The 25,707-nt window shown below is 57.3% G+C and carries 33 protein-coding genes; 32 read left to right on the forward strand and 1 reads right to left on the reverse strand.

Going from position 1 to position 25,707, the window contains the following annotated elements; translation table 11 throughout:
• Nucleotides 1-50: 50 nt before the first annotated feature.
• On the reverse strand, nucleotides 51-1,067 hold the full coding sequence (locus ACR0DX_RS20510) for a cytochrome-c peroxidase (RefSeq protein WP_480847237.1): 1,017 nt from the start codon (nucleotides 1,065-1,067) through the stop codon (nucleotides 51-53).
• Nucleotides 1,068-1,495: 428 nt separating this feature from the next.
• On the opposite strand from ACR0DX_RS20510, the gene rpmC reads away from it, so the two are divergent.
• The 32 genes from rpmC to ACR0DX_RS20670 all read left to right on the forward strand — a co-directional run bounded on the left by rpmC (nucleotide 1,496) and on the right by ACR0DX_RS20670 (nucleotide 25,700).
• Nucleotides 1,496-1,702, forward strand: a complete 207-nt coding sequence (gene rpmC, locus ACR0DX_RS20515) for a 50S ribosomal protein L29 (RefSeq protein ID WP_010437082.1) — start codon at nucleotides 1,496-1,498, stop codon at nucleotides 1,700-1,702.
• A 4-nt stretch (nucleotides 1,703-1,706) separates the two neighbouring features.
• Nucleotides 1,707-1,937: a 30S ribosomal protein S17 gene (gene rpsQ / locus ACR0DX_RS20520; protein ID WP_170356682.1), complete on the forward strand. Its 231-nt coding sequence runs from the start codon at nucleotides 1,707-1,709 to the stop codon at nucleotides 1,935-1,937.
• A 76-nt stretch (nucleotides 1,938-2,013) separates the two neighbouring features.
• Nucleotides 2,014-2,382: a 50S ribosomal protein L14 gene (gene rplN, locus ACR0DX_RS20525; protein WP_008757934.1), complete on the forward strand. Its 369-nt coding sequence runs from the start codon at nucleotides 2,014-2,016 to the stop codon at nucleotides 2,380-2,382.
• Between the two features lie 2 nt (nucleotides 2,383-2,384).
• The gene (gene rplX / locus ACR0DX_RS20530; RefSeq protein ID WP_170356681.1) at nucleotides 2,385-2,696 is read left to right on the forward strand and encodes a 50S ribosomal protein L24; all 312 of its coding nucleotides are present in this window, start codon (nucleotides 2,385-2,387) and stop codon (nucleotides 2,694-2,696) included.
• On the forward strand, nucleotides 2,689-3,249 hold the full coding sequence (gene rplE, locus ACR0DX_RS20535) for a 50S ribosomal protein L5 (RefSeq protein ID WP_170356680.1): 561 nt from the start codon (nucleotides 2,689-2,691) through the stop codon (nucleotides 3,247-3,249). Before rplX ends, rplE begins: the two co-directional genes overlap by 8 nt.
• 19 nt (nucleotides 3,250-3,268) lie before the next feature.
• Nucleotides 3,269-3,574, forward strand: a complete 306-nt coding sequence (rpsN, locus tag ACR0DX_RS20540) for a 30S ribosomal protein S14 (protein ID WP_068340744.1) — start codon at nucleotides 3,269-3,271, stop codon at nucleotides 3,572-3,574.
• Between the two features lie 13 nt (nucleotides 3,575-3,587).
• On the forward strand, nucleotides 3,588-3,980 hold the full coding sequence (gene rpsH, locus ACR0DX_RS20545; protein WP_039523381.1) for a 30S ribosomal protein S8: 393 nt from the start codon (nucleotides 3,588-3,590) through the stop codon (nucleotides 3,978-3,980).
• 11 nt (nucleotides 3,981-3,991) lie between these two features.
• A complete protein-coding gene (gene rplF, locus ACR0DX_RS20550) occupies nucleotides 3,992-4,525 on the forward strand; it encodes a 50S ribosomal protein L6 (protein ID WP_170356679.1) in 534 nt (177 codons plus the stop codon).
• 11 nt (nucleotides 4,526-4,536) lie between these two features.
• Complete coding sequence (gene rplR / locus ACR0DX_RS20555; RefSeq protein ID WP_170356678.1) at nucleotides 4,537-4,896, forward strand: 50S ribosomal protein L18; 360 nt, start codon at nucleotides 4,537-4,539, stop codon at nucleotides 4,894-4,896.
• Nucleotides 4,897-5,012: 116 nt separating this feature from the next.
• Nucleotides 5,013-5,576 (forward strand): 30S ribosomal protein S5, encoded by a 564-nt coding sequence (gene rpsE / locus ACR0DX_RS20560; RefSeq protein ID WP_170356677.1) that lies wholly within the window; start codon nucleotides 5,013-5,015, stop codon nucleotides 5,574-5,576.
• 13 nt (nucleotides 5,577-5,589) lie between these two features.
• On the forward strand, nucleotides 5,590-5,778 hold the full coding sequence (rpmD, locus tag ACR0DX_RS20565; RefSeq protein ID WP_074736195.1) for a 50S ribosomal protein L30: 189 nt from the start codon (nucleotides 5,590-5,592) through the stop codon (nucleotides 5,776-5,778).
• A gap of 227 nt (nucleotides 5,779-6,005) precedes the next feature.
• Nucleotides 6,006-7,265: a guanitoxin biosynthesis MBL fold metallo-hydrolase GntH gene (gntH, locus tag ACR0DX_RS20570; protein ID WP_170356676.1), complete on the forward strand. Its 1,260-nt coding sequence runs from the start codon at nucleotides 6,006-6,008 to the stop codon at nucleotides 7,263-7,265.
• 238 nt (nucleotides 7,266-7,503) lie between these two features.
• Complete coding sequence (locus ACR0DX_RS20575; RefSeq protein WP_170356675.1) at nucleotides 7,504-7,719, forward strand: DUF1127 domain-containing protein; 216 nt, start codon at nucleotides 7,504-7,506, stop codon at nucleotides 7,717-7,719.
• 120 nt (nucleotides 7,720-7,839) lie between these two features.
• Entirely contained in the window at nucleotides 7,840-8,712 is an 873-nt protein-coding gene (locus ACR0DX_RS20580; protein ID WP_480847215.1) for a hypothetical protein, read from the forward strand.
• 150 nt (nucleotides 8,713-8,862) lie between these two features.
• A complete protein-coding gene (rplO, locus tag ACR0DX_RS20585) occupies nucleotides 8,863-9,336 on the forward strand; it encodes a 50S ribosomal protein L15 (protein WP_170356674.1) in 474 nt (157 codons plus the stop codon).
• Nucleotides 9,337-9,445: 109 nt separating this feature from the next.
• Nucleotides 9,446-10,810 carry a preprotein translocase subunit SecY gene (secY, locus tag ACR0DX_RS20590; RefSeq protein ID WP_170356673.1) on the forward strand — a complete coding sequence of 455 codons (1,365 nt, stop codon included), beginning with the start codon at nucleotides 9,446-9,448 and terminating at the stop codon, nucleotides 10,808-10,810.
• Entirely contained in the window at nucleotides 10,807-11,454 is a 648-nt protein-coding gene (locus ACR0DX_RS20595; protein ID WP_170356672.1) for an adenylate kinase, read from the forward strand. The genes secY and ACR0DX_RS20595 overlap by 4 nt, the downstream gene beginning before the upstream one ends.
• 211 nt (nucleotides 11,455-11,665) lie before the next feature.
• Nucleotides 11,666-12,034 (forward strand): 30S ribosomal protein S13, encoded by a 369-nt coding sequence (gene rpsM / locus ACR0DX_RS20600; protein WP_170332212.1) that lies wholly within the window; start codon nucleotides 11,666-11,668, stop codon nucleotides 12,032-12,034.
• A 15-nt stretch (nucleotides 12,035-12,049) separates the two neighbouring features.
• Nucleotides 12,050-12,439, forward strand: coding sequence for a 30S ribosomal protein S11 (gene rpsK / locus ACR0DX_RS20605; RefSeq protein ID WP_008757289.1), 390 nt, complete (start codon nucleotides 12,050-12,052; stop codon nucleotides 12,437-12,439).
• Nucleotides 12,440-12,553: 114 nt separating this feature from the next.
• The gene (locus ACR0DX_RS20610; protein WP_170356671.1) at nucleotides 12,554-13,570 is read left to right on the forward strand and encodes a DNA-directed RNA polymerase subunit alpha; all 1,017 of its coding nucleotides are present in this window, start codon (nucleotides 12,554-12,556) and stop codon (nucleotides 13,568-13,570) included.
• 118 nt (nucleotides 13,571-13,688) lie between these two features.
• Nucleotides 13,689-14,111: a 50S ribosomal protein L17 gene (gene rplQ, locus ACR0DX_RS20615; RefSeq protein WP_170356670.1), complete on the forward strand. Its 423-nt coding sequence runs from the start codon at nucleotides 13,689-13,691 to the stop codon at nucleotides 14,109-14,111.
• A gap of 124 nt (nucleotides 14,112-14,235) precedes the next feature.
• Nucleotides 14,236-14,847: a YitT family protein gene (locus tag ACR0DX_RS20620; protein ID WP_170356669.1), complete on the forward strand. Its 612-nt coding sequence runs from the start codon at nucleotides 14,236-14,238 to the stop codon at nucleotides 14,845-14,847.
• A gap of 60 nt (nucleotides 14,848-14,907) precedes the next feature.
• The gene (locus ACR0DX_RS20625) at nucleotides 14,908-16,296 is read left to right on the forward strand and encodes a trypsin-like peptidase domain-containing protein (RefSeq protein ID WP_170356668.1); all 1,389 of its coding nucleotides are present in this window, start codon (nucleotides 14,908-14,910) and stop codon (nucleotides 16,294-16,296) included.
• Nucleotides 16,293-17,603 carry a replication-associated recombination protein A gene (locus tag ACR0DX_RS20630; protein WP_480847220.1) on the forward strand — a complete coding sequence of 437 codons (1,311 nt, stop codon included), beginning with the start codon at nucleotides 16,293-16,295 and terminating at the stop codon, nucleotides 17,601-17,603. Before ACR0DX_RS20625 ends, ACR0DX_RS20630 begins: the two co-directional genes overlap by 4 nt.
• A gap of 74 nt (nucleotides 17,604-17,677) precedes the next feature.
• On the forward strand, nucleotides 17,678-18,484 hold the full coding sequence (locus ACR0DX_RS20635) for a crotonase/enoyl-CoA hydratase family protein (RefSeq protein ID WP_170356666.1): 807 nt from the start codon (nucleotides 17,678-17,680) through the stop codon (nucleotides 18,482-18,484).
• A 104-nt stretch (nucleotides 18,485-18,588) separates the two neighbouring features.
• On the forward strand, nucleotides 18,589-19,632 hold the full coding sequence (locus tag ACR0DX_RS20640) for an RluA family pseudouridine synthase (RefSeq protein WP_170356704.1): 1,044 nt from the start codon (nucleotides 18,589-18,591) through the stop codon (nucleotides 19,630-19,632).
• Complete coding sequence (locus tag ACR0DX_RS20645) at nucleotides 19,629-20,300, forward strand: HAD-IA family hydrolase (protein WP_170356665.1); 672 nt, start codon at nucleotides 19,629-19,631, stop codon at nucleotides 20,298-20,300. Before ACR0DX_RS20640 ends, ACR0DX_RS20645 begins: the two co-directional genes overlap by 4 nt.
• A gap of 4 nt (nucleotides 20,301-20,304) precedes the next feature.
• Nucleotides 20,305-21,012: an ATP12 family protein gene (locus tag ACR0DX_RS20650; protein WP_170356664.1), complete on the forward strand. Its 708-nt coding sequence runs from the start codon at nucleotides 20,305-20,307 to the stop codon at nucleotides 21,010-21,012.
• A gap of 207 nt (nucleotides 21,013-21,219) precedes the next feature.
• Entirely contained in the window at nucleotides 21,220-22,236 is a 1,017-nt protein-coding gene (locus ACR0DX_RS20655) for an amino acid ABC transporter substrate-binding protein (protein WP_170356663.1), read from the forward strand.
• Nucleotides 22,237-22,362: 126 nt separating this feature from the next.
• Nucleotides 22,363-23,595, forward strand: coding sequence for an amino acid ABC transporter permease (locus tag ACR0DX_RS20660; protein ID WP_170356662.1), 1,233 nt, complete (start codon nucleotides 22,363-22,365; stop codon nucleotides 23,593-23,595).
• A 2-nt stretch (nucleotides 23,596-23,597) separates the two neighbouring features.
• On the forward strand, nucleotides 23,598-24,896 hold the full coding sequence (locus ACR0DX_RS20665) for an amino acid ABC transporter permease (protein WP_170356661.1): 1,299 nt from the start codon (nucleotides 23,598-23,600) through the stop codon (nucleotides 24,894-24,896).
• A 12-nt stretch (nucleotides 24,897-24,908) separates the two neighbouring features.
• A complete protein-coding gene (locus ACR0DX_RS20670) occupies nucleotides 24,909-25,700 on the forward strand; it encodes an amino acid ABC transporter ATP-binding protein (RefSeq protein ID WP_353394379.1) in 792 nt (263 codons plus the stop codon).
• Nucleotides 25,701-25,707 lie beyond the last annotated feature (7 nt).

Raw genomic sequence — 25,707 nt, forward strand, 5'->3', positions numbered from 1 at the left:
CGTCTGGTCTTTAAGGTTAAAAGGCAGGCCGTTAGGCCTGCCTTAGGTGTTTATTCGGCGATGATCTCGCCCGAAGGGCGGGGGATCGTCGCCGTCTCGGCCGGCAGCACCGGATAAGTTACTTCAGGCAAAGTGCCGGTCAGGCTTTCCAGAAAGGCAACGATCTGGTTGGCTTCGTTGTCGCCCAGTTCCTCACCCAGTTGCGACTCGGCCATGATCTGAACCGCGACTTTCAGGTCCCATACTTTGCCTGAGTGGAAATAGGGTGCAGTCAATGCGACGTTCCGCAAAGGTGCCGCGCGGAACACATATTCGTCGTCCACGGTCTCAGTCACGGCAAAGCGGCCTTTATCGCCGACGGGCAGAACATCCGCGCCGGGTTTTTCGATCAGACCGAAGGGGTAGTACCCGCTACCGCCGACATTGACGCCCGAGTGGCAGGCGGCGCAGCCCATGTCCATGAATTGGGACAGACCGGCCAGCTGCTCTTGGGTCATGGCGTTGTCGTCACCGTTCAACCAGGCGTCGAACGGGGCAGGAGTGATAAGGGTGGCTTCGAATGCTTCGATGGCCTTGGCAAAATTGTCAAAGTTTACCGGGTCTTCTTCACCTTCGAATGATTCAGAGAACCACTCCACATATTGCGGCATCGAATTTAGCGTTTGCACCAGATTATCCGGTGTGTTGGCCATTTCGACACCGGCCTGAACCGGGCCTTTCGCCTGCGCGGCCAAGTCTTCGGCGCGCCCATCCCAGAACTGCGCTTCGTTGAAAACCGAGTTCAGGGCAGTGGGGGAGTTGCGCGGGCCACGTTGCCAGCCGTGCCCGATCGAGGTTTCAAGGTTGTCGTCCCCGCCAGTCGCCAGATTGTGGCATGAGTTGCACGAGAACACACCCGATGCGGACATGCGCGGATCGAAAAACAAGGCTTTGCCCAACTCGATCTTTTCGACAGTGATCGGGTTATCATTCACCGCAGGTATGGTCGAGGGCAGGGGTTCAAAAATATCAAGCGCTTCGTTGCGCAAGTCATTCGCCTGAGCACCTGTAGCCAAGACCGTGATCATTGCTGCATGAGTGAGGCTGGATTTCAGTTTCATTGTTTGCTCCAATAACTGTAATCTCCCTGCTGAACTATTTAGTTTACTTTGAGTCAGGCACTTTGATTTAGATCAATTCTAAACTGGCTGCGCGGCACAATTTTAGACTTCTTCTAATTTGCTCTGGTGTTTTCTTAGGAACGGGTAAATACCGGTGTCATGTCCGCCGGTATTCGGGTAGCCCGGACGTGTTAGTTGGGTTAAGGACTCGCCGAAGTCTGACAACTGTCGATAGCTCAAACTTCCTCTTGCCACCTATCCCCTAAACCCTTATACGGCGGCATCCTGCGATCTCCCGGCGTTGTCGGGCGATTCGTATGTCTATCATTCATCCACCAGGTCCAAGGTGACCCTGTCAGGGGGCCTTCTGGTGTTTTGAGCAAAGGAAAAAGGCGATGAACGCCCAAGAACTGCGTGACAAGACCCCGGACCAGCTCCGCGAGGAACTGGCCAACCTGAAGAAAGAAAGCTTTAACCTGCGCTTTCAACAGGCAACCGGTCAGCTGGAAAACACTGCCGGCATCAAAGCGGCCCGCCGCAATGCCGCCCGTGTCAAAACCATTCTGAACGAAAAGGCCGCTGCAGCGGCATCCGAGGAGTAATCAGATGCCCAAGCGTATCCTGCAAGGCACCGTGACCAGCGACGCCAACGAACAGACCGTAACCGTTCAGGTAGAGCGCCGCTTTACACATCCGGTTCTGAAGAAAACCATCCGTAAGTCCAAAAAATACCGGGCTCACGATGAAAAGAACGCCTTCAAGGTCGGCGACACCGTACGCATCATCGAATGCGCGCCGAAATCGAAGACGAAACGTTGGGAAGTTCTGGAAGCGTAAGCCTCCGGGATTTTTCCATTTGTCGAAACCCTGGGGGATCTAATGAGACCAGCCCCCACAGGTCGGGAGAAACCACATGATCCAGATGCAGACCAATCTGGATGTCGCTGACAACTCCGGCGCACGCCGAGTTCAGTGCATCAAGGTCCTGGGTGGTTCCAAGCGTAAATACGCCTCCGTTGGCGACATCATTGTCGTCTCGGTGAAGGAAGCCATCCCGCGCGGCCGCGTAAAGAAAGGTGACGTCCGCAAGGCCGTCGTCGTACGCACCGCCAAGGAAGTCCGTCGCGAAGACGGCACCGCGATCCGCTTTGATCGCAACGCCGCCGTCATTCTGAACAACAACAACGAGCCCGTAGGTACCCGTATCTTTGGCCCCGTTGTTCGCGAACTGCGCGGCAAGAACTTCATGAAAATCATCTCGCTGGCTCCGGAGGTGCTTTAATCATGGCTGCTAAACTCCGCAAAGGCGACAAGGTCGTCGTGCTGGCCGGTAAGGACAAGGGCAAAGAGGGAACCATTTCCTCGGTTGACCCCAAAGCCGGTAAAGCTGTTGTCGAAGGCATCAACATTGCCATCCGTCACACCCGTCAGTCGCAAACTTCGCAAGGTGGTCGTCTGCCTCAGGCAAACCCGATCCAACTGTCGAACCTGGCGCTGCTGGACAAAAACGGCAAAGCAACCCGCGTTGGCTTCCGCATGGAAGGTGACAAGAAGGTGCGCTTCGCCAAGACCACAGGGGACGTGATCGATGCTTGATTCCGCAACCTACACCCCGCGTCTGAAAGCTCAGTACGTTGAAACCATCCGTGCCGCTCTGAAAGAAGAGTTCGGCTACAAGAACGACATGCAGCTGCCCAAGCTGGACAAAATCGTTCTGAACATCGGTTGTGGTGCTGAGGCGGTCAAAGACTCGAAGAAAGCGAAAGCTGCTGTCGAAGATCTGACTGCGATTGCTGGTCAAAAGGCCGTTGCAACCAAGGCGAAGAAGTCGATCGCGGGTTTCCGCGTCCGTGAAGACATGCCGCTGGGCGCGAAAGTGACCTTGCGCGGTGACCGGATGTACGAATTCCTGGATCGCCTGATCACCATCGCGCTGCCGCGCGTTCGTGACTTCCGCGGTGTTAAGCCGTCTTTCGATGGTCAGGGCAACTTTGCCATGGGCATGAAAGAGCACATCGTGTTCCCGGAAATCGACTTCGACAAGGTCGACGAGGTCTGGGGCCTGGATATCGTAATTGCCACCACAGCGAAAACCGACGCTGAAGCAAAGAGCCTGTTGAAAGCTTTCAACATGCCCTTCAACGCTTAAGCGCCGCGAGGATTGAGACATGGCTAAAAAAGCAATGATCGAACGCGAAAAGAAGCGCGAACGCCTGGTGGCCAAATATGCCGCAAAGCGTGCCGAGCTGAAAGAAATCGCGAATGACGAGAGCCGCCCGATGGAAGAGCGTTTCAAAGCGCGTCTGAAACTGGCGAAACTGCCGCGCAACAGCTCGGCTACCCGTCTGCACAACCGTTGTCAGCTGACCGGTCGTCCCCACGCTTACTACCGTAAGCTGAAGGTCAGCCGTATCGCGCTGCGCGAGCTGGGTTCTGCTGGTCAGATCCCCGGCATGGTGAAATCGAGCTGGTAAGGGAGACATAGATATGAATGATCCTATCGGCGATATGCTCACCCGTATCCGCAACGCGCAAATGCGCGGCAAGTCCACCGTTTCCACCCCCGCATCCAAGCTGCGCGGTTGGGTTCTGGACGTGCTGGCGGACGAAGGTTATATCCGTGGCTATGAAAAGACGACCGGTGAAAACGGTCATCCGGCCATCGAAATCAGCCTGAAATACTACGAAGGCACCCCTGTCATTCGCGAACTGAAGCGGGTTTCGAAACCCGGTCGTCGCGTATACATGGGCGTCAATGACATCCCGCAGGTCCGTCAGGGTCTGGGCGTGTCGATTGTCAGCACTCCGAAAGGTGTGATGTCGGACCAGAACGCTCGCTCCAACAATGTTGGCGGCGAAGTGCTCTGCACCGTCTTCTAAGGAGGTCTGCAATGTCTCGTATTGGTAAAAAACCGGTCGAGCTGCCCAGCGGCGTTTCCGCCTCTGTGTCGGGTCAGACCATCGAAGTAAAAGGTCCGAAAGGCACCCGCAGCTTCACCGCAACTGATGACGTCACGCTGTCGGTTGAAGACAACGTTGTGCAAATCAACCCTCGTGGCATGTCCAAGCGTGCCCGCCAGCAGTGGGGCATGAGCCGCACCATGGTTGCCAATCTGGTAACCGGTGTGACCCAGGGCTTCAAAAAAGAGCTGGAGATCCAGGGTGTTGGTTACCGGGCTCAGATGCAGGGCAACACCCTGAAGCTGAACCTGGGTTACAGCCACGACGTTGATTTCACTGCTCCGGAAGGTGTCACCATCACCGCGCCGAAGCAGACCGAGATCGTTGTGGAAGGTATCGACCAGCAGCAGGTGGGCGAAGTCGCGGCCAAAATCCGCGAATGGCGCCGTCCCGAGCCGTATAAAGGCAAAGGCATCCGCTATAAGGGCGAGTTCATCTTCCGCAAGGAAGGCAAGAAGAAGTAAGGACGCAGACAATGGCAAACAGCAAAAGAACCCTGTTTCTGAAGCGCCGCCTGCGCGTTCGGAACAAACTTCGCAAAGTCAACGCGGGCCGCGTACGCCTGTCGGTTCACCGTTCGAACAAGAACATCAGCGTTCAGCTGATCGACGACGTTCGTGGCGTGACCCTGGCCGCAGCCTCGACCCTGGAAAAAGATCTGGGTGTTGTTGGCAAGAACAACGTCGAAGCGGCCACCAAAGTGGGCGCGGCCATCGCCGAGCGTGCCAAGAAGGCGGGCGTCGAAGAGGCCTATTTCGATCGTGGTGGCTTCCTGTTTCACGGCAAGGTGAAGGCAGTTGCCGACGCCGCTCGTGAAGGTGGTCTGAAGATCTAAGACTTGCGGGCGGGTTTCGATCCGCCCCGATGATCCGGGGGCCTCGGCAACAGTCGGGGCTCACTTGGATTGAAGCAAACGGCGCCGTATGCGCCACATGAGAAAAGGGATGCCAAATGGCAGAACGTGAAAACCGTCGGGGCCGTGGCCGCGACCGTGAAGAAGCACCGGAATTTGCAGATCGTCTGGTCGCAATCAACCGCGTGTCGAAAACCGTAAAAGGTGGTAAGCGCTTTGGCTTCGCCGCTTTGGTGGTTGTGGGCGATCAGAAAGGCCGTGTCGGCTTTGGCAAAGGTAAAGCGAAGGAAGTACCTGAAGCCATCCGTAAGGCGACTGAACAAGCCAAGCGTCAGATGATCCGCGTGCAACTGCGCGAAGGTCGTACTCTGCACCACGACATCGAGGGCCGTCACGGCGCTGGTAAAGTGGTTATGCGCACCGCACCTGAAGGTACTGGTATCATCGCCGGTGGTCCGATGCGTGCCGTGTTCGAAATGCTGGGCGTTAAGGACGTTGTGTCCAAGTCGCTGGGCTCGCAGAACCCGTACAACATGATCCGCGCCACCATCAACGGCCTGCAGAAAGAGCAGAGCCCGCGTTCGGTCGCCGCACGTCGTGGCAAAAAAGTTGCTGACATCCTGCCAAAGCGGGACGAAGCACCGGCTGAAGCCGAAGCGTAAGGAGTAGCGTACCATGGCAAAAACCATCGTCGTCAAGCAGATCGGTTCCCCGATCCGCCGCCCCGCCGAACAGCGCGCAACCCTGATCGGTCTGGGCCTGAACAAGATGCACCGCACCCGTGAGCTGGAGGATACGCCTTCGGTCCGCGGCATGGTCAACAAGATCCCGCATCTGGTTGAGATCATCGAAGAGCGCGGCTGAGCGCGAGTTCTATCGAACAAAGAAACGCCTCCGATTTTTGGGGGCGTTTTTTTTGTAATATATGTCTGCTTTGAGCCCAATGCGGCAACAGAAGTTTAAAGAAAGCCCTACCTTAAACCCGCCGATTTCTTGAGGCCTTGCCAGACGTATTCAAAATCTGCGATCCTATTATGAGTCGGCTTCACACTATTGAAAATTCCCGGTGGTCCTAATCGGAGGCAATTGCAATGGCTTTTTCCGCCCAAAACAGAAACTGTATTTTGGCGTTAATATCTATGTTTTTTTGGGCTTCGGCGAATACTGTAGGCGCGCAAAGTAATGATCCAGCCGAATGGTCTAGGACGGAGCCGTTTCCTAACCAAACTGTTTATTATCCAGGAACCGAGGCTCTGGGTCCTGACGAAATGCGAGTTGTCGCCTGCGGCACTGGTATGCCTCAGCCGCGTCTGAAACAAGCTGCGGCATGTTTCTTGGTTGAATTGGGAAATGGCGAAAAGTTTATCTTCGATATGGGAGAGGGATCCTATGAAAGGATCATGGCGCTTGGGATTCCACTGGATCAGCTGGATAAAGTCTTCTTGGGTCACCTGCACCTAGATCATGCTGGCGATTTTCCAGCCTTTTATTTCACCGGTCCCGTAAACAACCGTCTAACGCCTGTTCGCCTTTGGGGGCCGGAAGGTATCAAGCCTGAGTGGGGAACAAAGTCTTGGGCAGATCACATGAAGAAAATGTGGGCATGGGAAGAAGCGACTCGTGGGGCGGCGGTCGACCCCAGAGGGCTTCAACTTGAGGTTAACGAATTCGATTGGAAAATCGTGAATAACGTCATTTTTGACGAAAACGGTGTTCAGGTCAGAACCCTGCCGGCCATACATGGTGAACAATCAGTTAGTTTTCTACTTGAATGGAACGGTCTGAAGTTTGCTTTTTCATCCGACACGCTACCTACGCGATGGTGGAGAGAGCATGCGGTAGGTGCGGACCTTGCAATTCATGAGTGCTTCACCCCTCCAGATTTCATGATCGAGAAATATGGGTTTGCCCCTTCGGAAGCAATTTTTGTTGGTTCTCAAGGGCACACTTCCGCGCAAGCATTCGGCAAGATTATGTCCGAAACGGAACCAAGATTGGCGGTTTGCTACCACTTCCAAAACGATCATGACATCGCGCTGGCCGTCTATTCAGCAATCCGAGAGACATATGATGGGCCATTGGACTTGGCGGCTGATTTCATGACCTGGAATGTAACCAAAGATAGTATTCGTACTCGTCAAGGAGTGCCCAATGAAGAGTCTTTCCCGGCACCAGTACAAATGCCCAAGCAACCGCCTGACTCAGCTGCAGAGTTCCCGTTCTCCGAATTTGATCTCGAGAGCATGGACCTCGGGGCAGCAGAAGCTACAAACGAAATGATCAGGGCATTCAACGAACGCACAGGAAATGACGAGGTCGGAGCTTATACAAGCATTCCCTTCCAAGAGTGAATAAGGCGTCGGAGCACCCCAAAGAATTGCAAGTTCCAAGGTCGGCTTTGTCCGCAAAGCGGATCGTGTCTTAAGTAGTGCCAAGCACCCAATTATGGGCCATTCCCCCAACGCATACCGGATAGACCGAAACATCCGTTGTTAGCGATACCCGTCCTCCTTATCTGAACGCTGTCCCAAACAGGAACGCAAACAGTATCCCGAGGAATTCGCCTTGGGCTCAGAAAGGAATCGAACCATGGCTAACACAGCAACATTTACTCGCGAGGGCTTTGGCCTGAGCGCCCGCATCGCAACGCTCGTCGCCCGCGTTAAAGAGGCATATGCCCTGCGCGCCGAGTACAACCGCACCTATTCCGAGCTTCAGGGTCTGAGCGACCGTGAATTGAACGACATCGGTGTGCGTCGTTGTGACATCAAGGACATCGCACGCGAACACGCGTATTGCTCTTAACCAAAACGCGAACACGCGAAGGCTTTGATCAGGAGGCGCCGGCAGGCGCCTCTTTGCGTTTGGGTGATTAGTTTGACACGATGGCGTTGAAATCGGACTTCCTGCGTTGCAGCCCGCGCAATGATCCGCCAAACACGTTGCGAATTAGGGACGAATGAAGGGCTGGACAGGGTGACAGAATTCCAGATTGGCATGCTGTGGGTCGATGGCCCGCTAAGCTACCTCGAGCAGCTCTGCATCAAGTCTTTCTTGGATGTTGGGCAACCCGTCCGTCTTTACACCTACGGGACAGTTTCAAATGTCCCTGACGGGGTCGAGCAGCGTGATGCGCGAGAAGTTCTGCAGGATAGCGAATTCGTTACCCATGGTCGAACCGGCAGTCCTGCACCTCATGCTGACAAATTTCGCTACAGAATGCTGGCGCAGGAACCGGACCTGATTTGGGCTGACACGGATGCATATTGCATCAAACCCTTCGAAACAGAGACCGGGCATTACTACGCGTATCTTGAAGGAACGATGGGTATTGGCGTCCTCAAATTACCGCCAGACAGCGAGGCGCTGGCGTTGCTGAACGAATTCACGCGGGATCCTTTTCGCATCCCGCCCTGGTTGCCAAAACGACACAGACAAACGTTGCAGGCCGCACTGGACAGTGGCTCTCCAATAAATGTACCCGAGGAATATTGGGGCGCTTGGGGGCCGGGTGCTGTTTTATGGGCGCTGAACACCTCCGGAGAAATCCGTTACGCACTGCCAGAGCATGTCTTTTACCCGGTCAATTTTACCCGGAGGCGGGCTCTTGCCCGACCAGATGTTGATCTGTCGCCCTATCTCAAGGACGATACGGTATCGATCCATTTTTACGGCAGGCGGATGAGGTCGATTTTGCGCAACCGTTTCGGAGGAGTGCCTGATCCGAACAGTTTAGTCGGGCAGTTGATCGAAAAACACGGTATCGACCCGGCGGCAGCGCCCATTTTACACACGTGAAATTCGGGTTGCCCTGACAACAAACTTGCATAGATCGGCGCAACGCTGTATCGGGCTGCGGTGGCCTTGTGGCCATGAGAATCAAAACCAAGAAACGCCGCGTTTGGCCCATCACGCTTCGGGGGTCACATCCGGCTAAGGAGAAGCGAAATGAAACTGAATGAATTGCGCGACAATCCCGGCGCCGCACCGAAACGGACCCGCGTTGGCCGTGGTCCGGGTTCCGGCAAAGGTAAAATGGGTGGCCGTGGTATCAAAGGCCAGAAATCCCGCTCGGGTGTGGCCATCAACGGCTACGAAGGCGGCCAGATGCCTTTGTATCAGCGTCTGCCCAAGCGTGGCTTTAACAAGCCGAACCGTAAGGAATTCGCCGTTATCAACCTGGGCCTGATCCAGAAATTCGTTGACGCCGGCAAGCTGGACGCATCGGCTGCGATCACCGAGGATGCGTTGGTCGCATCCGGTCTGGTTCGTCGCAAGCTGGACGGGATTCGCGTACTGGCCAAAGGCGAAATCAGCGCCAAAGTGAACCTGGAAGTAACCGGTGCTTCGAAATCTGCCGTTGCGGCAGTCGAGAAAGCGGGCGGCTCACTGACGGTCACAAAAGCCGCTGCGGCAGAGTAAGCGCTTGTGAGCGGGCAAAGACCCGCTTACATAGACCTCAGAGTTTTCCAAGACGCCGCCCGAGCCGGAAAACGGTTCCGGGCGGTGTTTTCATAAGAGAGACCGATTTATGGTATCAGCAGCAGAACAAATGGCAGCCAACACAAGCTGGTCTGCCCTTGGGAAAGCCACCGATCTGCGCAACCGCATCCTGTTCACGCTTGCATTGCTGATCGTCTACCGTCTGGGCACCTTCATTCCGGTTCCGGGCATCGACGGCCAAGCACTGCGCGAGTTCATGGAGCAAGCGGGGCAGGGCATCGGCGGTATGGTTTCGATGTTTACTGGCGGGGCGCTGGGGCGGATGGGGATTTTTGCCCTTGGCATCATGCCCTACATTTCAGCTTCGATCATCGTGCAGCTGCTGACATCTATGGTTCCCGCGCTCGAACAGCTCAAGAAAGAGGGCGAGCAGGGACGCAAGAAAATCAACCAATATACTCGTTTCGGTACCGTGGCGCTGGCCACCGTTCAGGCTTATGGTCTGGCGGTGTCGCTGGAATCGGGCGATCTGGCGACCGATCCGGGCCTGTTCTTCCGCCTGTCGACCATGATCACTTTGGTTGGTGGCACCATGTTCCTGATGTGGCTGGGTGAGCAGATCACCGCACGCGGCATCGGCAACGGTATCTCTCTGATCATTTTCGTGGGCATCATCGCCGAAGTTCCGGCTGCTCTGGCACAGTTCTTTGCTTCGGGCCGCTCGGGCGCGATCAGCCCTGCTGTGATCATCGGTGTGATCGTGATGGTGATTGCCGTGATTACCTTTGTGGTCTTCATGGAACGCGCTTTGCGCAAGATCCATATCCAATACCCACGCCGTCAGGCCGGTATGAAGATCTATGAGGGCGGCTCGAGCCACCTGCCGGTCAAAGTGAACCCTGCGGGCGTGATCCCGGCGATCTTTGCAAGCTCTTTGTTGCTGCTGCCGGTGACGATTTCGACCTTCTCGTCGGGCGCAACCAACGGGCCGGTGATGTCGTGGCTGCTGGCCAACTTTGGCCCCGGTCAGCCGCTGTACCTGCTGTTCTTCGCCTCGATGATCGTGTTCTTTGCCTATTTCTATACGTTCAACGTGTCGTTCAAACCGGACGATGTGGCGGACAATCTGAAAAAGCAGAACGGTTTTGTGCCGGGTATCCGACCAGGCAAGAAAACCGCCGAGTATCTGGAATACGTGGTCAACCGCGTGCTGGTTCTGGGTTCGGCCTATCTGGCGGCGGTCTGTCTGTTGCCTGAAATTCTTCGGGGCCAGTTTGCCATCCCGTTCTATTTCGGCGGTACCTCGGTTCTGATTATCGTCTCTGTGACTATGGACACGATCCAACAAGTCCAGAGCCACCTGCTGGCGCATCAATACGAAGGGCTTATTGAAAAGTCCCAACTGCGTGGCAAAGGTAAGAAACGCGGCAGGAAGGGACCCGCTCGTCGATGAACATCATTCTTCTCGGCCCCCCGGGGGCAGGTAAAGGAACGCAAGCGCGTCACCTGGTTGAAACCCGCGGCATGGTCCAGCTGAGCACTGGCGACATGCTGCGCGAGGCCAAGGACAGCGGCACCGAAATGGGCAACCGCGTGGCCGAGGTGATGGCTAAGGGCCAGCTTGTGACCGATGAGATCGTGATCGGTCTGATCCGCGAAAAGTTGGAACAAGGCGCTGAAGGCGGGTTCATCTTCGACGGTTTCCCGCGCACTCTTGCCCAAGCTGATGCGCTGGGTGAGTTGCTGGAAAGCACCAGCGAGGCGTTGGACGCGGTCATCGCGATGGAAGTGAACGACGACGCTCTGGTCGCGCGTATCACGGCTCGGTCAACCTGCGGCGGTTGCGGTGAAGTCTATAACGACATCACCAAACCGATCCCGGCGGATGGCAAATGCTCGAACTGCGGTAAGGAAGGTGACTTCAAGCGCCGCGCGGACGACAATGAGGAAAGCCTCAAGACCCGTCTGATGGAGTATTACAAGAAAACCTCGATGCTGATCGGCTATTACCACGCCAAGGGCAACCTGTCCTGGGTCGATGGTCTGGGCGAGATTGACGAGGTTCAGGGCGCGATTGCAGCCGCATTGGACGCCTGACCCGACCCGCATTTGAATATGGGCTTGACGGCACCGCCAAAAGCCCATATCGACCCCCATCCCCAAGGGGAATCAAGACTGCGTACGGGATTCGTCCCAACCGCCCCGACCACCTCGAATAATGCTGAACCCTCTGGCGACACTGCCACGGTAAAGCGTTGTGAAAAAAGGTTCTGGAGTTACGGAACCGCAACGAAAAGGAAAGTGACACGTGGCACGTATTGCCGGCGTAAACATCCCGACTGCAAAGCGGGTACCTATCGCCCTCACATATATCACCGGAATCGGCAACACCTCGGCCAAAGCGATCTGCGAAGCCGTTGGCATTGAAGCGACCCGTCGCGTCAACGAACTGTCCGACGCCGAAGTTCTGAAAATTCGCGAATATATCGACGAAAACTTCACCGTCGAAGGCGACCTGCGCCGCGAAGTTCAGATGAACGTCAAGCGCCTGATGGACCTGGGCTGCTATCGCGGTCTGCGTCACCGCCGCAACCTGCCGGTTCGCGGTCAGCGTACCCACACCAACGCTCGTACTCGCAAAGGCCCGGCAAAGGCCATTGCTGGTAAGAAGAAATAAGGGAGGGTCTGACTGATGGCACGTGATAAGACTCGCGTTAAGCGCAAAGAGCGTAAGAACATCGCATCGGGCGTTGCCCATGTGAATTCGACCTTCAACAACACCAAGATCCTGATCTCGGACGTACAAGGCAACGCCATCTCGTGGTCGTCTGCCGGTACCATGGGCTTCAAAGGGTCGCGGAAATCGACACCCTACGCCGCTCAGATGGCTGCAGAAGATGCAGGCAAAAAGGCGCAGGAACATGGCGTCAAGACGCTGGAAGTCGAAGTTCAGGGCCCCGGTTCGGGTCGTGAATCGGCTCTGCGCGCGCTGGCTGCTGTGGGCTTCAACATCACGTCGATCCGCGACGTGACGCCGATCGCTCACAACGGCTGCCGCCCGCCGAAACGTCGCCGCGTCTAAGCGATTTTGAATTGAGCTGGGGCTGTGTTTTTGCACGGCCCCAGCACGTCATTTTGAACCTCGGGCGTCTGCACCTTGTTGGTCATGGGGCGCGGACAGGAATGGAGGGATTACATGATCCACAAGAATTGGGCAGAATTGATCAAGCCAACCCAGCTGGACGCCAAGCCGGGAAACGATCCTGCGCGTCAGGCAACGCTGATTGCTGAGCCGCTGGAGCGTGGCTTTGGTTTGACTCTGGGTAACGCGCTGCGCCGCGTTCTGATGAGCTCGCTGCAAGGTGCGGCCATCACCAGCGTCCAGATCGACAACGTTCTGCATGAGTTTTCGTCGGTCGCAGGTGTCCGCGAAGACGTCACCGACATCATCCTGAACCTTAAAGGCGTGTCGCTGCGCATGGAAGTCGAAGGCCCCAAGCGCCTGTCGATCAATGCCAAAGGCCCAGCCGTTGTCACCGCAGGTGACATCAGCGAAAGCGCCGGTATCGAGGTTCTGAACCGCGATCACGTCATCTGCCACCTAGATGATGGCGCCGACCTGTTCATGGAACTGACTGTCAACACCGGTAAGGGTTACGTCTCGGCTGAGAAGAATAAGCCCGAAGATGCACCCATCGGCCTGATCCCGATCGACGCGATCTATTCGCCGGTCAAGAAGGTTGCCTATGACGTTCAACCGACCCGTGAAGGTCAGGTTCTGGACTATGACAAGCTGACCCTGAAGATCGAAACCGACGGTTCGATCACACCCGAGGACGCGCTGGCCTATGCGGCTCGTATCCTGCAGGATCAACTGTCGATTTTCGTCAACTTCGACGAGCCGGAATCGGCTGGCCGCCAGGACGAGGACGATGGTCTGGAGTTCAACCCGCTGCTGCTGAAGAAAGTGGACGAGCTGGAACTGTCGGTCCGTTCGGCAAACTGCCTGAAGAACGACAACATCGTTTATATCGGCGACCTGATCCAGAAGACCGAAGCCGAGATGCTACGCACCCCGAACTTCGGCCGCAAATCGCTGAACGAGATCAAAGAAGTGCTGTCCGGCATGGGTCTGCACCTCGGCATGGATGTCGAGGACTGGCCGCCCGACAATATCGAAGATCTGGCGAAGAAATTCGAAGACGCGTTCTAAGCGCGTCTTCCCCAATGCCCGGGCTGCCGGGGACTGTATGGGCGATGATGCCCCAAGGAGAGCCGGTGACACGCATCGCCGGCCAGACAAAGCAAAAACGCAAGATAGGAATTGAACAATGCGTCACGCACGTGGTTACCGCCGCCTGAACCGTACTCATGAGCACCGTAAGGCTCTGTTTGCAAACATGGCTGGCTCGCTCATCGAGCATGAGCAAATCAAAACAACTCTGCCCAAGGCAAAAGAACTGCGCCCGATCATCGAAAAGCTGGTCACTCTGGGCAAGCGCGGCGACCTGCACGCCCGTCGTCAGGCCGCAGCTCAGCTGAAAGAAGACAAAGACGTCGCCAAGCTGTTCGAAGTTCTGGGCCCCCGCTACGCCGAGCGTCCGGGCGGTTATGTCCGCATCCTGAAAGCCGGTTTCCGCTATGGTGACATGGCTCCGATGGCGATCATCGAATTCGTGGATCGCGACGTCGACGCCAAAGGCGCAGCCGACAAGGCTCGCGTTGCCGCCGAAGAGGCCGCAGACGAAGAATAAGAAAGCTTCGCTTTCTGACTTTGGCCCCTGCGTCCCAGACGCGGGGGTTTTTCTTTTTAATTGCGCGATAAACCTAGCAGGTTTGCGTCCTGCGCTAAAACCGGAGCTTTTCGTGTCCGTTCGCATGTCCGTATTTGATGTTCAGGGCCTTGCCTTTGGTATCGTCATGACAAGCCTTAGCGTCGTTTTTCTTAAAGCGGCTGGTTTGGTGACAGGGCAAACTGCGGGTCTTGCGCTTTTGCTTTCCTATGTTTTGCCGATTGGATTTGGCCCTTTGTTCTTCTTAATCGGTATCCCGTTTCTGATACTGGCTTGGGCAAAACGCGGCCCTGTTTTTGCTATTCGGACGATTGTCGTGGTGATCGGGATTTCGACGCTTTCACAACTGTTGGGAAAGATAGTCATCTTCGAACGGCTTGACCCGCTGGTCGCCGCTGTTCTTGGGGGTGCGTGTAGCGGCATGGGATTGATTGCTATCTTCCGCCACAATGCCTCGGCGGGCGGGATGACTATTCTGGGGATTATTCTGGAACATAGGACCGGCCTGAAGGCTGGGTGGTTCCAACTTTCGGTCGATGTCATGGTATTTTTGGCCTCGGCCTTTGTGCTTAGCCCGTCGCAACTGCTGTATTCCTTCCTTGGGGCTGTGATCACCAATATGGCAATCGTATGGAACTTCGACGTGGCCCAAAGCGGCACCGGTCGGCCCGGTTATGGTCGGTCTGCAAACTCATAGCGATCTTGCAAACGGTCGGTGTTGCGGACATATCAATCCGTAAACATCCATGAGGGTCACATGCTCCGCGCGCTTTTGCTTTGTCTGCCTTTTGCCCTGTTGCAAACCCCCGCCCATGCTGAAACCAAGGTGCCGCAATCGCAGGCCGAGATCAGCTTTGGCTTTGCGCCGATAGTCAAAGAGGCCGCGCCTGCGGTGGTCAATATCTATGCCAAGATCGTGCGGCAGGGGCGGGCGAACCCGTTTTTCTCGGACCCGTTCTTTCAGGAGTTTTTTGGCGGCGGGTTCAATGAGCCGCGACAGCGGGTACAGAACTCGCTGGGATCGGGGGTGATCCTGTCTGACGACGGCTATGTGGTGTCAAATTACCACGTGGTCGGCACGGCGACAGAAATCCGTGTTGTCACCACCGACCGGCGCGAGTTCTCGGCGCAGGTGGTGCTGGGCGATAAGGAAAGCGACATCGCCATTTTGCGGTTGGAGGACGCTGAGCGGCTGCCTTACTTGCCGCTGCGCGATTCCGATCAGGTTGAGGTGGGTGAGCTTGCGCTCGCCATCGGCAACCCGTTTGGTGTGGGGCAGACGGTGTCTTCGGGCATCATCTCGGGTCTGGCGCGGACGGGCACGGCCACCGGTAACGCGCGGGGTTATTTCATTCAGACCGATGCGGCGATCAATCCGGGCAATTCAGGTGGGGCGCTGATTGATGTGAATGGCGATCTGATCGGGATCAATACCTCGATCCTGACGCGTTCGGGCGGATCGAACGGCATCGGCTTTGCGATCCCGGCCAATCTGGTGGCCGAATTCCTGCGGCAGGCGCAGGCAGGTAATGACCAGTTCGTCAGCCCTTGGGCTGGAATCTCGGGTCAACACATGAGCGCAGATATCGCGGAATCTCTGGGTATGGCGATCCCACAGGGCGTGGTGATTTCCAACCTCCACCCGCTCAGCCCCTTGGCTGAGGGCGGGTTGCGTGTAGGCGATGTGGTGACGCATGTGGACGGGGATGAAGTCAATTCCCCCGCCGAGATGAAGTTCCGCATGTCTGTTGCCGGCGTCGGTGGCACGTCGGTTTTGACCTTGTTGCGTGGTGGGACGCAGGATGAGGTCGAGGTTGCCCTGATCCCGGCCCCTGATACGCCCTCGGCGGATGAAACCACGCTGGATGATCGGACGGTGATGCCGGGGCTGGTGATCTCGCGTATCAACCCGGCGGTGATCGCCAAGATGGGCCTGCGGTTGACGGAAACCGGCGTGGTTGTGTTGGATGCCGGGCGGTATGGCGGGCGCTCGGGGTTGCGCGTTGGGGATGTTCTTAACAGCATCAACGGCAACGCGATTGCCCATCCCGATGACGTTACCCGCGCGCTGACCGATCCGGGCCGCCGGATTCAGTTTGAATTGCTGCGTGGCGGGCGCTCGGTTTCGCTGCGGTTCCGGCTATGAGCGATCTGTTCGACACCGGGGGCGACCGGCCTGCGCCACCTGCGCATCGCCCTTTGGCGGACCGGCTACGCCCGCAGACACTGGCCGAGGTGATCGGGCAGGAACAGGTGTTGGGCCCTGATGCGCCTTTGGGGGTGATGCTGGCCTCGGGCAGCTTGTCCAGTCTGGTGTTCTGGGGGCCGCCGGGGGTGGGCAAGACCACCATCGCGCGGCTTTTGGCGCAGGAAACCGATCTGCATTTCGTTCAGATCAGTGCGATTTTTACCGGCGTTCCCGATCTGCGAAAGGTGTTCGAGGCCGCGAAAATCCGCCATCAGAACGGGCAGGGCACGCTGCTGTTCGTGGATGAGATTCATCGTTTCAACAAGGCCCAGCAGGATGGCTTCCTGCCCCATATGGAGGACGGCACGATTCTGCTAGTAGGGGCGACAACCGAGAACCCCTCGTTCGAGCTGAACGCCGCTGTGTTGAGCCGCGCGCAAGTGTTGGTGCTGGAACGCCTTGATTTGGCCGACCTGGAACGTCTGACCCAGCGCGCTGAAAAGGAGCTGGGCAAGGCTCTACCTTTGACCGGCCCTGCACGTGAGGCGTTGCACGAGATGGCTGATGGCGACGGGCGGGCGTTGTTGAACCTGATCGAACAGATTGCGGCGTGGAAAGTCGATACTCCGCTGGATCGCGAGGTGCTGGCAACCCGCCTGATGCGGCGCGCGACGAAATACGACAAGTCGGGGGACGAGCACTACAACCTGATCTCGGCGCTGCACAAATCGGTGCGTGGCTCAGACCCGGATGCGGCGTTGTATTGGTTTGCCCGAATGCTGGAAGGGGGTGAAGACCCTCGCTATATCGCGCGGCGTCTGACCATCATGGCGGTCGAGGATATCAGCTTGGCCGATCCGCAGGCACAGGCTTTGGCGCTTCATGCGTGGGAAGTCTATGAACGGATTGGCAGTCCCGAAGGCGAATTGGCGCTGGCGCAGGCGGTGGTCTATTTGGCCTTGGCACCCAAATCGAACGGGGCCTATGCGGGCTACAAGGCTGCTCGCGAACTGGCGCGAAAATCGGGTAGTGAACCTCCACCCAAACATATCCTGAACGCACCGACTTCGTTGATGAAGGAACAGGGCTATGGTGCGGGCTATGCCTATGATCACGACGCCGAGGATGGGTTTTCGGGCCAGAACTATTTTCCCGATGGCATGGACCGCCCGGACCTGTACCAGCCGGTCGAGCGCGGGTTCGAGCGAGAGTTGAAGAAACGTCTGGAGTATTTCGCCAAGCTACGGGCCCAACGCAATCGTTAGTGCCGCTGCGTCAAGGGCGACAGGGCGGTAAAATCGCGCTTGGCTTGGGTCATGAGAGTTCAGGGAGGAAGCTCATGACCGTATCCATAGACAAAACCGATGACGTCTGGACTATCATCCACGACCGCCCCGAGGCCCGGAATGCCGTGGACACTATCCATGCCGAGGCGCTGGTCGACGCGTTTCTGGAATTTGAAGGCGGCCCGGCCAAGGTGGCTGTGTTCTGGGGCAAGGGCGGGAATTTCTGCGCTGGATGGGATCTGAAACTGGCAGCCACTCTCTCTGACCCGGATTTGCGTGAGGCATATTTTGACCGTCTGTCCTTTCCCATCGGCTCGGCGCCCTCGATAGTCGGGCCATTGGGGCCATCAAGGCTGGAGCTGTCCAAACCCGTCATAGGCGCGGTTGAGGGCGCGGCTGTGGCTGGCGGGATGGAGCTGGCGCTGTGGTGTGATATCCGCGTGATGGCGGAAACCGCATACCTGGGTGTCTATTGCCGCCGCTGGGGGATCACGCTCATGGATGGGGGTTCAGTCCGGTTGCCGCGCCTAGTCGGGCAGGGCAAAGCTTTGGAAATCGCTCTGACCGGTCGCAAGGTTGAGGCGCAGGAGTGCTACAATATCGGATTGGCCGAAAAGATCGTGCCGCATGGTCAGGCCCGCGCCGCAGCCGAGGCCATGGCGCATGAAATCGCCCGCTTTCCGCAAGAGGCGGTGCGAGCCGATCGCCGCTCGATCATCGAAACGCGGGGGATGCCGGTGCGCGAAGCGCTTAAGGTCGAATGGGCCAACGGGCTGGAAGCGATCCGCCGCGAAGGCACCACCGGGGCGGGCAGGTTCCGGGATGGGGCCGGGCGCGGGGGTGACTTTACCAATATCTGACCGGGTTGACTCTGCCGGTAAGTCACGCCACAGACGCGCATGTTTTCAATGGCACTGAATGGCACACAACCCGCGCGGATCCGGCGCGCGAAAGGGATATCGGCATGAGCGGCGTACAGATGATCACCGTGGCAGAAGGCGATGGCGACCAGCGGGTCGATCGGTGGCTGCGCCGCCTGTTTCCACATGTCAGCCAGGGCCGCATCGAAAAGATGTGCCGCAAGGGTGAGCTCCGCGTGGACGGTGGGCGGGTGAAAGCTGCGACCCGGCTTGAGGTCGGACAGGTCGTGCGGGTGCCGCCGCTGCCCGATGCCGATCACAAACCGGCCGAGGTCAAGCGACGCATTTCGGATGCGGATGCCAAGATGATCCAGTCCTGTGTCATCTACCGCGACGATCACGTGCTGGCGCTTAACAAACCGCATGGCCTGCCGGTGCAGGGCGGCAGCGGACAGATGCGGCACGTTGACAGCCTGTCCGAGGCGCTGCGCTTTGGTTATGACGAAAATCCGCGTCTTGTGCATCGGCTGGACAAGGACACATCCGGCGTTCTGCTGCTGGCCCGTACGCGCGAGGCCGCCAAGGGGCTGACGGCGGCCTTCCGGCATCGCGATACGCGCAAAATCTACTGGGCCTTGGTTGCAGGTGTGCCGACCCCTTATCTGGGTGAGATCAAGACTGGTCTGGTCAAGGCTGCTGGTCACGGCAAGCACGGCGAGGGTGAGAAAATGATCCCCGTCCATCTGAACGAGGTGAACGACACCCCTGGCGCGAAACGGGCGCATACGCATTATGCCACGCTCTACCGTGTGGCCGGGCGCGCTGCCTGGGTCGCGATGGAGCCGATCACCGGCCGTACCCATCAACTACGGGCGCATATGGCGGCGATTGGTCATCCGATCATCGGGGACGGCAAATATGGCGGCTCGGGTCAGGAAAACCTCGGCGATGGCTGGGGCGCGCAGCTGGGCGGGATCATCAGCAAAAAGCTGCACCTACACGCGCGGCAGGCCTCGTTCGAACACCCGGTGACACGCAAGACGATCACCGTGAAGGCCCCGCTGCCGGATCACATGAAACACAGCTGGGACACGTTCGGCTGGACCGAAGATCTGGCCGCCGACGACCCGTTCGAGGAATTGCAATGAGCGCGCCGCTGCGTTTGGTGCTGTTCGACGTGGATGGCACTCTGGTTGACAGTCAGGGCAGCATCGTTGCCGCGATGACGGCCAGTTTCGACGCGCTGTCCTTGCCGGTGCCGGATCGCCCGGCGATCCTGTCCATTGTTGGCCTGTCGCTGCCCAAGGCGATGGCGCAGCTTGCGCCGCAGCATTCGGACGCGGATCAGGTGCGGCTGGTCGAGGGGTATAAACAGGCGTACCACGCACATCGGCTGGAACAGGGTATGGCGGGATCGCCGCTCTATCCCGGTGCCCGCGAGGTGATTGAGGCGTTGCACGCCATCCCCGAAGTTCTGCTGGGCGTGGCCACCGGGAAGTCTCAGCGCGGATTGGATGCGTTGATCGAAGGGCACGGGCTGCAGGGTTATTTTGTCACGCGGCAGGTGGCAGATCATCACCCCTCGAAACCGCACCCGTCGATGATTGACACCGCGCGGGCCGAGACGGGGGTTGAGGCAATCGATACCGTAATGATCGGCGACACCCGGTTTGACATGGACATGGCCACCGCTGCGGGCGTGCCCAGCGTTGGCGTCACCTGGGGTTATCACGCGCGCCCCGCGCTAGAGGCCGCGACAACCATCATTGAAACCTTTGACCAGTTGCCCAATGCGCTGGAACAAATCTGGACCTGAGACGATGAGCGACTGGAAACCCAAACGATTCTGGACCCAAAGCGCAGTAGTCGAGGCTGAAGGCGGCTTTACCGTCGAGCTGGATGGCCGCCGGGTGAAAACGCCCGCCAAGGCGGGTTTGATCGTGCCTACGCAGACCATGGCGCAGGAGATTGCCGCCGAGTGGGACGCGCAGGAAAAAGAAGTCGACCCGACCACCATGCCCTTCACCCGCTCTGCCAATGCGGCCATCGACAAGGTGCAGCATCAGCACGCCGAAGTTGCAGACATGTTGGCTGATTACGGCGATTCGGACTTGTTATGTTACCGTGCCACGCACCCGCAAGAGTTGCAGCAGCGGCAAGCCGAGCAATGGGACCCAGCGCTGGATTGGGCGGCAGAGACACTCGCCGCGCGTTTGGTGCCCGTTGCTGGTGTCTTGCACAGACCTCAGGACACGTCGACCCTGCAGAGCTTGAGGCAGCGTGTCCATGATTTCAATGAGTTCCAGCTTGCAGCCTTCCACGATTTGGTCAGCCTGTCCGGGTCGCTGATCCTTGGGTTCGCCGTTTCGGCCAATTGGCGCTCGGTGGAAGACATCTGGGAAATTTCGCGGCTGGACGAACTTTGGCAAATTGAACAATGGGGCCATGACGACGAAGCGCATGCGGCGTCCGAAGTCAAACGCGCCGCGTTCCTACACGCCAAACGGTTCTTTGATCTCTCGGTTTGAGCCCTGACGCCTGAAATTCCGCCAAAGACGCGGACATCTGCAAGGTGATCCATCGTTTTCGCTGATCCGACCCTTGACGTTTGTTTATGAATGCGACCAAACTCAAGCCCACTAAAGGGGAGACACCTTTGGGGAAACCTTTCCGGTGCCAAAGGTGCCGGACAGAACCGTCTCTGGACAGGGGCGGAAAATCAGGAAGAGGTAAAAATGAAAAAATCCGTAATTTTGGGCGTGGCGACCGTTGCAGGCCTGGCTGCAGGCGCAGCGACAGCGGGGACTGTCGATGATGTCAAAGCGCGCGGTAAGCTGAACTGCGGTGTGACCACCGGTCTGGTTGGCTTCGCTGCACCCGATGCAAATGGTGAATGGAAAGGCTTTGACGTTGCGGTTTGCCGTGCTGTCGCTGCAGCCGTACTGGGCGATGCAAGCGCCGTCGAGTTTGTTCCGACAACTGGTAAGACCCGCTTTACTGCGCTGGCCTCGGGCGAGATCGACATGCTGGCCCGTAACACCACATGGACGTTCAGCCGCGACGTGGACCTGAAGTTCGAATTTGTGGGCGTAAACTACTACGACGGTCAGGGCTTCATGGTTCCCAAGGCGCTGGGCGTCAGCTCGGCCAAGGAACTGGACGGCGCAACCGTCTGTATCCAGACCGGCACCACCACCGAGCTGAACCTAGCGGACTTCTTCCGCTCGAACAACATCAGCTACGAGCCGGTTCCGATTGAAACCAACGCTGAAGCGCAGCAGCAGTATCTAGCTGGCGCATGTGACGTTTACACCACCGACGCATCTGGTCTGGCCGCAACCCGCGCCACATTCGAAGATCCGTCGGCGCACGTCCTGCTGCCCGAAATCATCTCGAAAGAGCCGCTGGGCCCGCTGGTCCGTCACGGCGATCACGAGTGGGGCGACGTTGTCCGCTGGACTCTGAACGCGCTGATCTCGGCTGAAGAGCTGGGCGTGACCTCAGCCAACATCGACGAGATGGCCGCTGGCACCAACAACCCGGAAGTAAACCGTCTGCTGGGTACCGAAGGTACTCTGGGCGAGATGCTGGGTCTGGATGCTGACTGGGCTATGAAAGCGATCAAATCGGGCGGCAACTATGGCGAAGTCTTCGCGCAGAACATTGGCGAAGAAACTCCAATCGGTCTGGCACGCGGTCTGAACGCACAGTGGACCGATGGCGGCCTGCTGTACTCGCCGCCGTTCCGCTAAAATCCATTGAAAAGGGCGCGGGGTTAACCTGCGCCCTTTTTCCAAAACAGAATGCTACGGACTGCTCGGGAGCGGGGAAAACCCTGCCAGGAAGGAAGCGTCCGAAAAGCACGGGGATCCCATAATATGTCGACTATGACTGACCCACCGAAAGCTGACTTTCGGTTGTCTATGCTCATAAACGATACCCGCTATCGCTCACTTACTTTCCAGGTGATTGCGGCAATCGTCATTGCGCTTTGTATTTGGTATCTGGGTAATAACCTGATCCAGAACCTTCGGGCCGCGGGGCTCAATATCTCCTACACATTCCTGGGCGACCCTGCCGGGTATGACATCAACCAGCGACTGATCGAGTATGACAGCCAGTCTTCGCACGGAAGAGCGGCTGTTGTCGGTATTCTGAACACCCTTTTGGTTGCGTTTTTGGCATGTATTACGGCCACAGTGTTTGGCGTGATCGCAGGTGTGCTGCGTTTGTCGAACAACTGGCTCGTTTCCAAGCTGATGGCGGTGTATGTTGAGATTTTCCGGAATATTCCGGTTCTCATCTGGATCATCATCATTTTCACCATCATGACGGCAGTTTTGCCGGGGCCGCGGGCTTTCCGAGGCGACAACCCGACTTCAAGCATGCTGTTTGATTTGTTCGCCTTCACCAACCGTGGCGTCTATATTCCCCGCCCAGAATTTACAAACGGCTTGTTTGGCGCGACGGTCTTGAATTGGCTGCTGGTTGTCGTGGTTCTGATCGGATCCTGGTTCGGATCTCGTGAAATCGAGAAACGTGCCACTTTGAAGCAAGAGCAAACCGGCGAACGGCCCAAAACCCTGGTCGTCAAGCTGGCAGTTTGGCTGGTACCGTTTGCTCTGTTGATGGTTTTGATGGGATTGACTTGGGATGTCCCGGCGCTGAAAGGCTTTAACTTCAGCGGTGGAATTAAGGTCGGTGGTCCGCTCATTGCGCTTTGGTTCGCATTGTCGATCTACACCGGTGCCTTCATCGCGGAAAACGTCCGGGCGGGTATCCAAGCGATATCGAAAGGTCAGACAGAGGCCGCCGCCGCATTGGGTCTGCGTCAGGGTCGGATCATGAATCTGGTCATCTTGCCTCAGGCTTTGCGGGTCATCATCCCGCCGCTGATTTCGCAGTATCTCAACATCACCAAAAACTCGTCTCTGGCGATTGCGGTGGGTTACGCGGACATCACTGCGACGCTGGGCGGTATCACGTTGAACCAAACGGGTCGTGCGATTGAATGCGTCTTGCTGCTGATGCTGTTCTATCTGACAGCCTCTCTGATGATCTCGATGGTGATGAATATCTACAACGCATCCGTCAAGTTGAAGGAGCGCTGAGCATGGCTGATCAAACAACAAACCCGATCGCCTTTGTGGCTGAAGGAACTATTCCTCCTTCTCCACCGCCGGCAAACCAGACGGGTATTGTCAAATGGCTGCGCGAGAACTTGTTCTCGGGCGTCACGAACACGATACTTACAGTTCTATCCATCTTGCTAATCTATGTGCTTCTCAAGAACACGTTGCCATGGATTTTGAACGGCGTGTGGAACGCGGACTCGCTTGCTCAATGCCGCGAGATTCTGGATGGAAAAACCGGTGCGTGCTTTGCAGTTCTGACCGAACGCTGGCATCAGTTGATCTATGGGTTCAAATACCCTGCAGAAGCTTATTGGCGCCCAAATCTGGCCTTTGTGCTTATGTTGGTGGCGCTGGCGCCGGTTCTGTTCTTTGACCTGCCGCGCAAACTTCTGGTGTTCACGGCGCTGTATCCCTTCATCGCCTTCTGGCTGATTTGGGGTGGCAGCATTCTGGTTCCAATCGTGGCGCTGCTTGGTTTTGTTGCCGCGGGTGTCGTTTTCCAGAAACTTGGCCGTAACAGCTTTGCCGCTGGGTTCTTTGGCGCGATCATAGTGGCTCTGATTGTCTGGAATGTCGGAGGGGCTCTGATCCCGGAAGGTGCAAACGAAGGTGCTATGCTCACCGCCGTTCCAAGCCGTGATCTGGGTGGCTTTATGCTGAACATGATGCTGGGTTTGACCTGCGTATCGCTTTCAGTGCCGCTTGGGATCGCTCTGGCGCTGGGTCGTCAGTCGTCGATGCCGCTGATCAAATGGGTCTGTGTCATCTTCATCGAATTCATCCGTGGCGTGCCTTTGATCACGCTGCTGTTCGTGGCTTCGGTGATGCTGGCCTATTTCTTCCCGCCTGACAGCACGGTCGACCTGTTCCTGCGTGTTGTGATCATGATCACCATGTTCTCGGCCGCCTATATCGCCGAGGTGATCCGGGGCGGTCTGGCAGCGCTTCCACGTGGGCAGTACGAGGCAGCAGACAGCCTTGGTTTGGATTACCCGCAGGCGATGCGCCTGATCATCCTGCCGCAGGCTCTGAAGATCTCGATCCCTGGTATCGTGAACGTGGCCGTGGGCCTGTTTAAAGATACCACACTGGTTTCGGTCATTTCGATGTTCGATCTGGTGGGCATGATCCGGGGACCCATCCTAGCGTCAACCGAATGGAACGGCGTCTATTGGGAGCTTCTGGGCTTTGCCGCGCTTCTGTTCTTCGTCGTCTGCTACGGCATTTCTCAATATTCCCAGTGGCTCGAGCGTCGCCTTGCCACGGACCATCGTTAAGGAGTTCAACACATGTCTGAACTTGCAATTGAACGCGAAATCGACCGCTCGAAGATGCAGGTGAGCGACGAGGTCGCCATCGAAATCAACGGCATGAACAAGTGGTACGGGTCTTTCCACGTGCTGCGCGACATCAATCTGACCGTCAATCAGGGCGAGCGGATCGTGATCGCGGGGCCATCAGGGTCGGGCAAATCCACGCTGATCCGCTGCCTGAACGCGCTGGAGGAACATCAGCAGGGCACGATCATCGTGGACGGGACCGAGCTGTCGAATGACCTGAAAAACATCGACAAGATCCGGTCCGAGGTTGGTATGGTGTTCCAGCACTTCAACCTGTTCCCGCACCTGACCATTCTGGAAAACTGCACGCTGGCCCCGATCTGGGTGCGCAAGACGCCCAAGAAAGAAGCCGAAGAGCGCGCGATGCATTTCCTGGAAAAGGTGAAAATCCCCGATCAGGCGCTGAAATACCCCGGCCAGTTGTCGGGTGGTCAGCAGCAGCGTGTGGCGATTGCGCGGTCCTTGTGCATGATGCCGCGGATCATGTTGTTCGATGAACCCACATCGGCGCTGGACCCCGAGATGATCAAAGAGGTGCTCGACACCATGATCGAACTGGCCGAGGAAGGCATGACCATGCTGTGTGTGACCCACGAGATGGGCTTTGCCCGTCAGGTCGCCAACCGCGTGATCTTTATGGATGCCGGTCAGATCGTGGAACAGAACGAACCAGAAGAGTTCTTTAACAACCCGCAGAGCGAACGGACCAAGCTGTTCCTCAGTCAGATTTTGGGTCACTGATCCGGCG

It is taken from the genome of Ruegeria sp. D3, assembly GCF_056534465.1.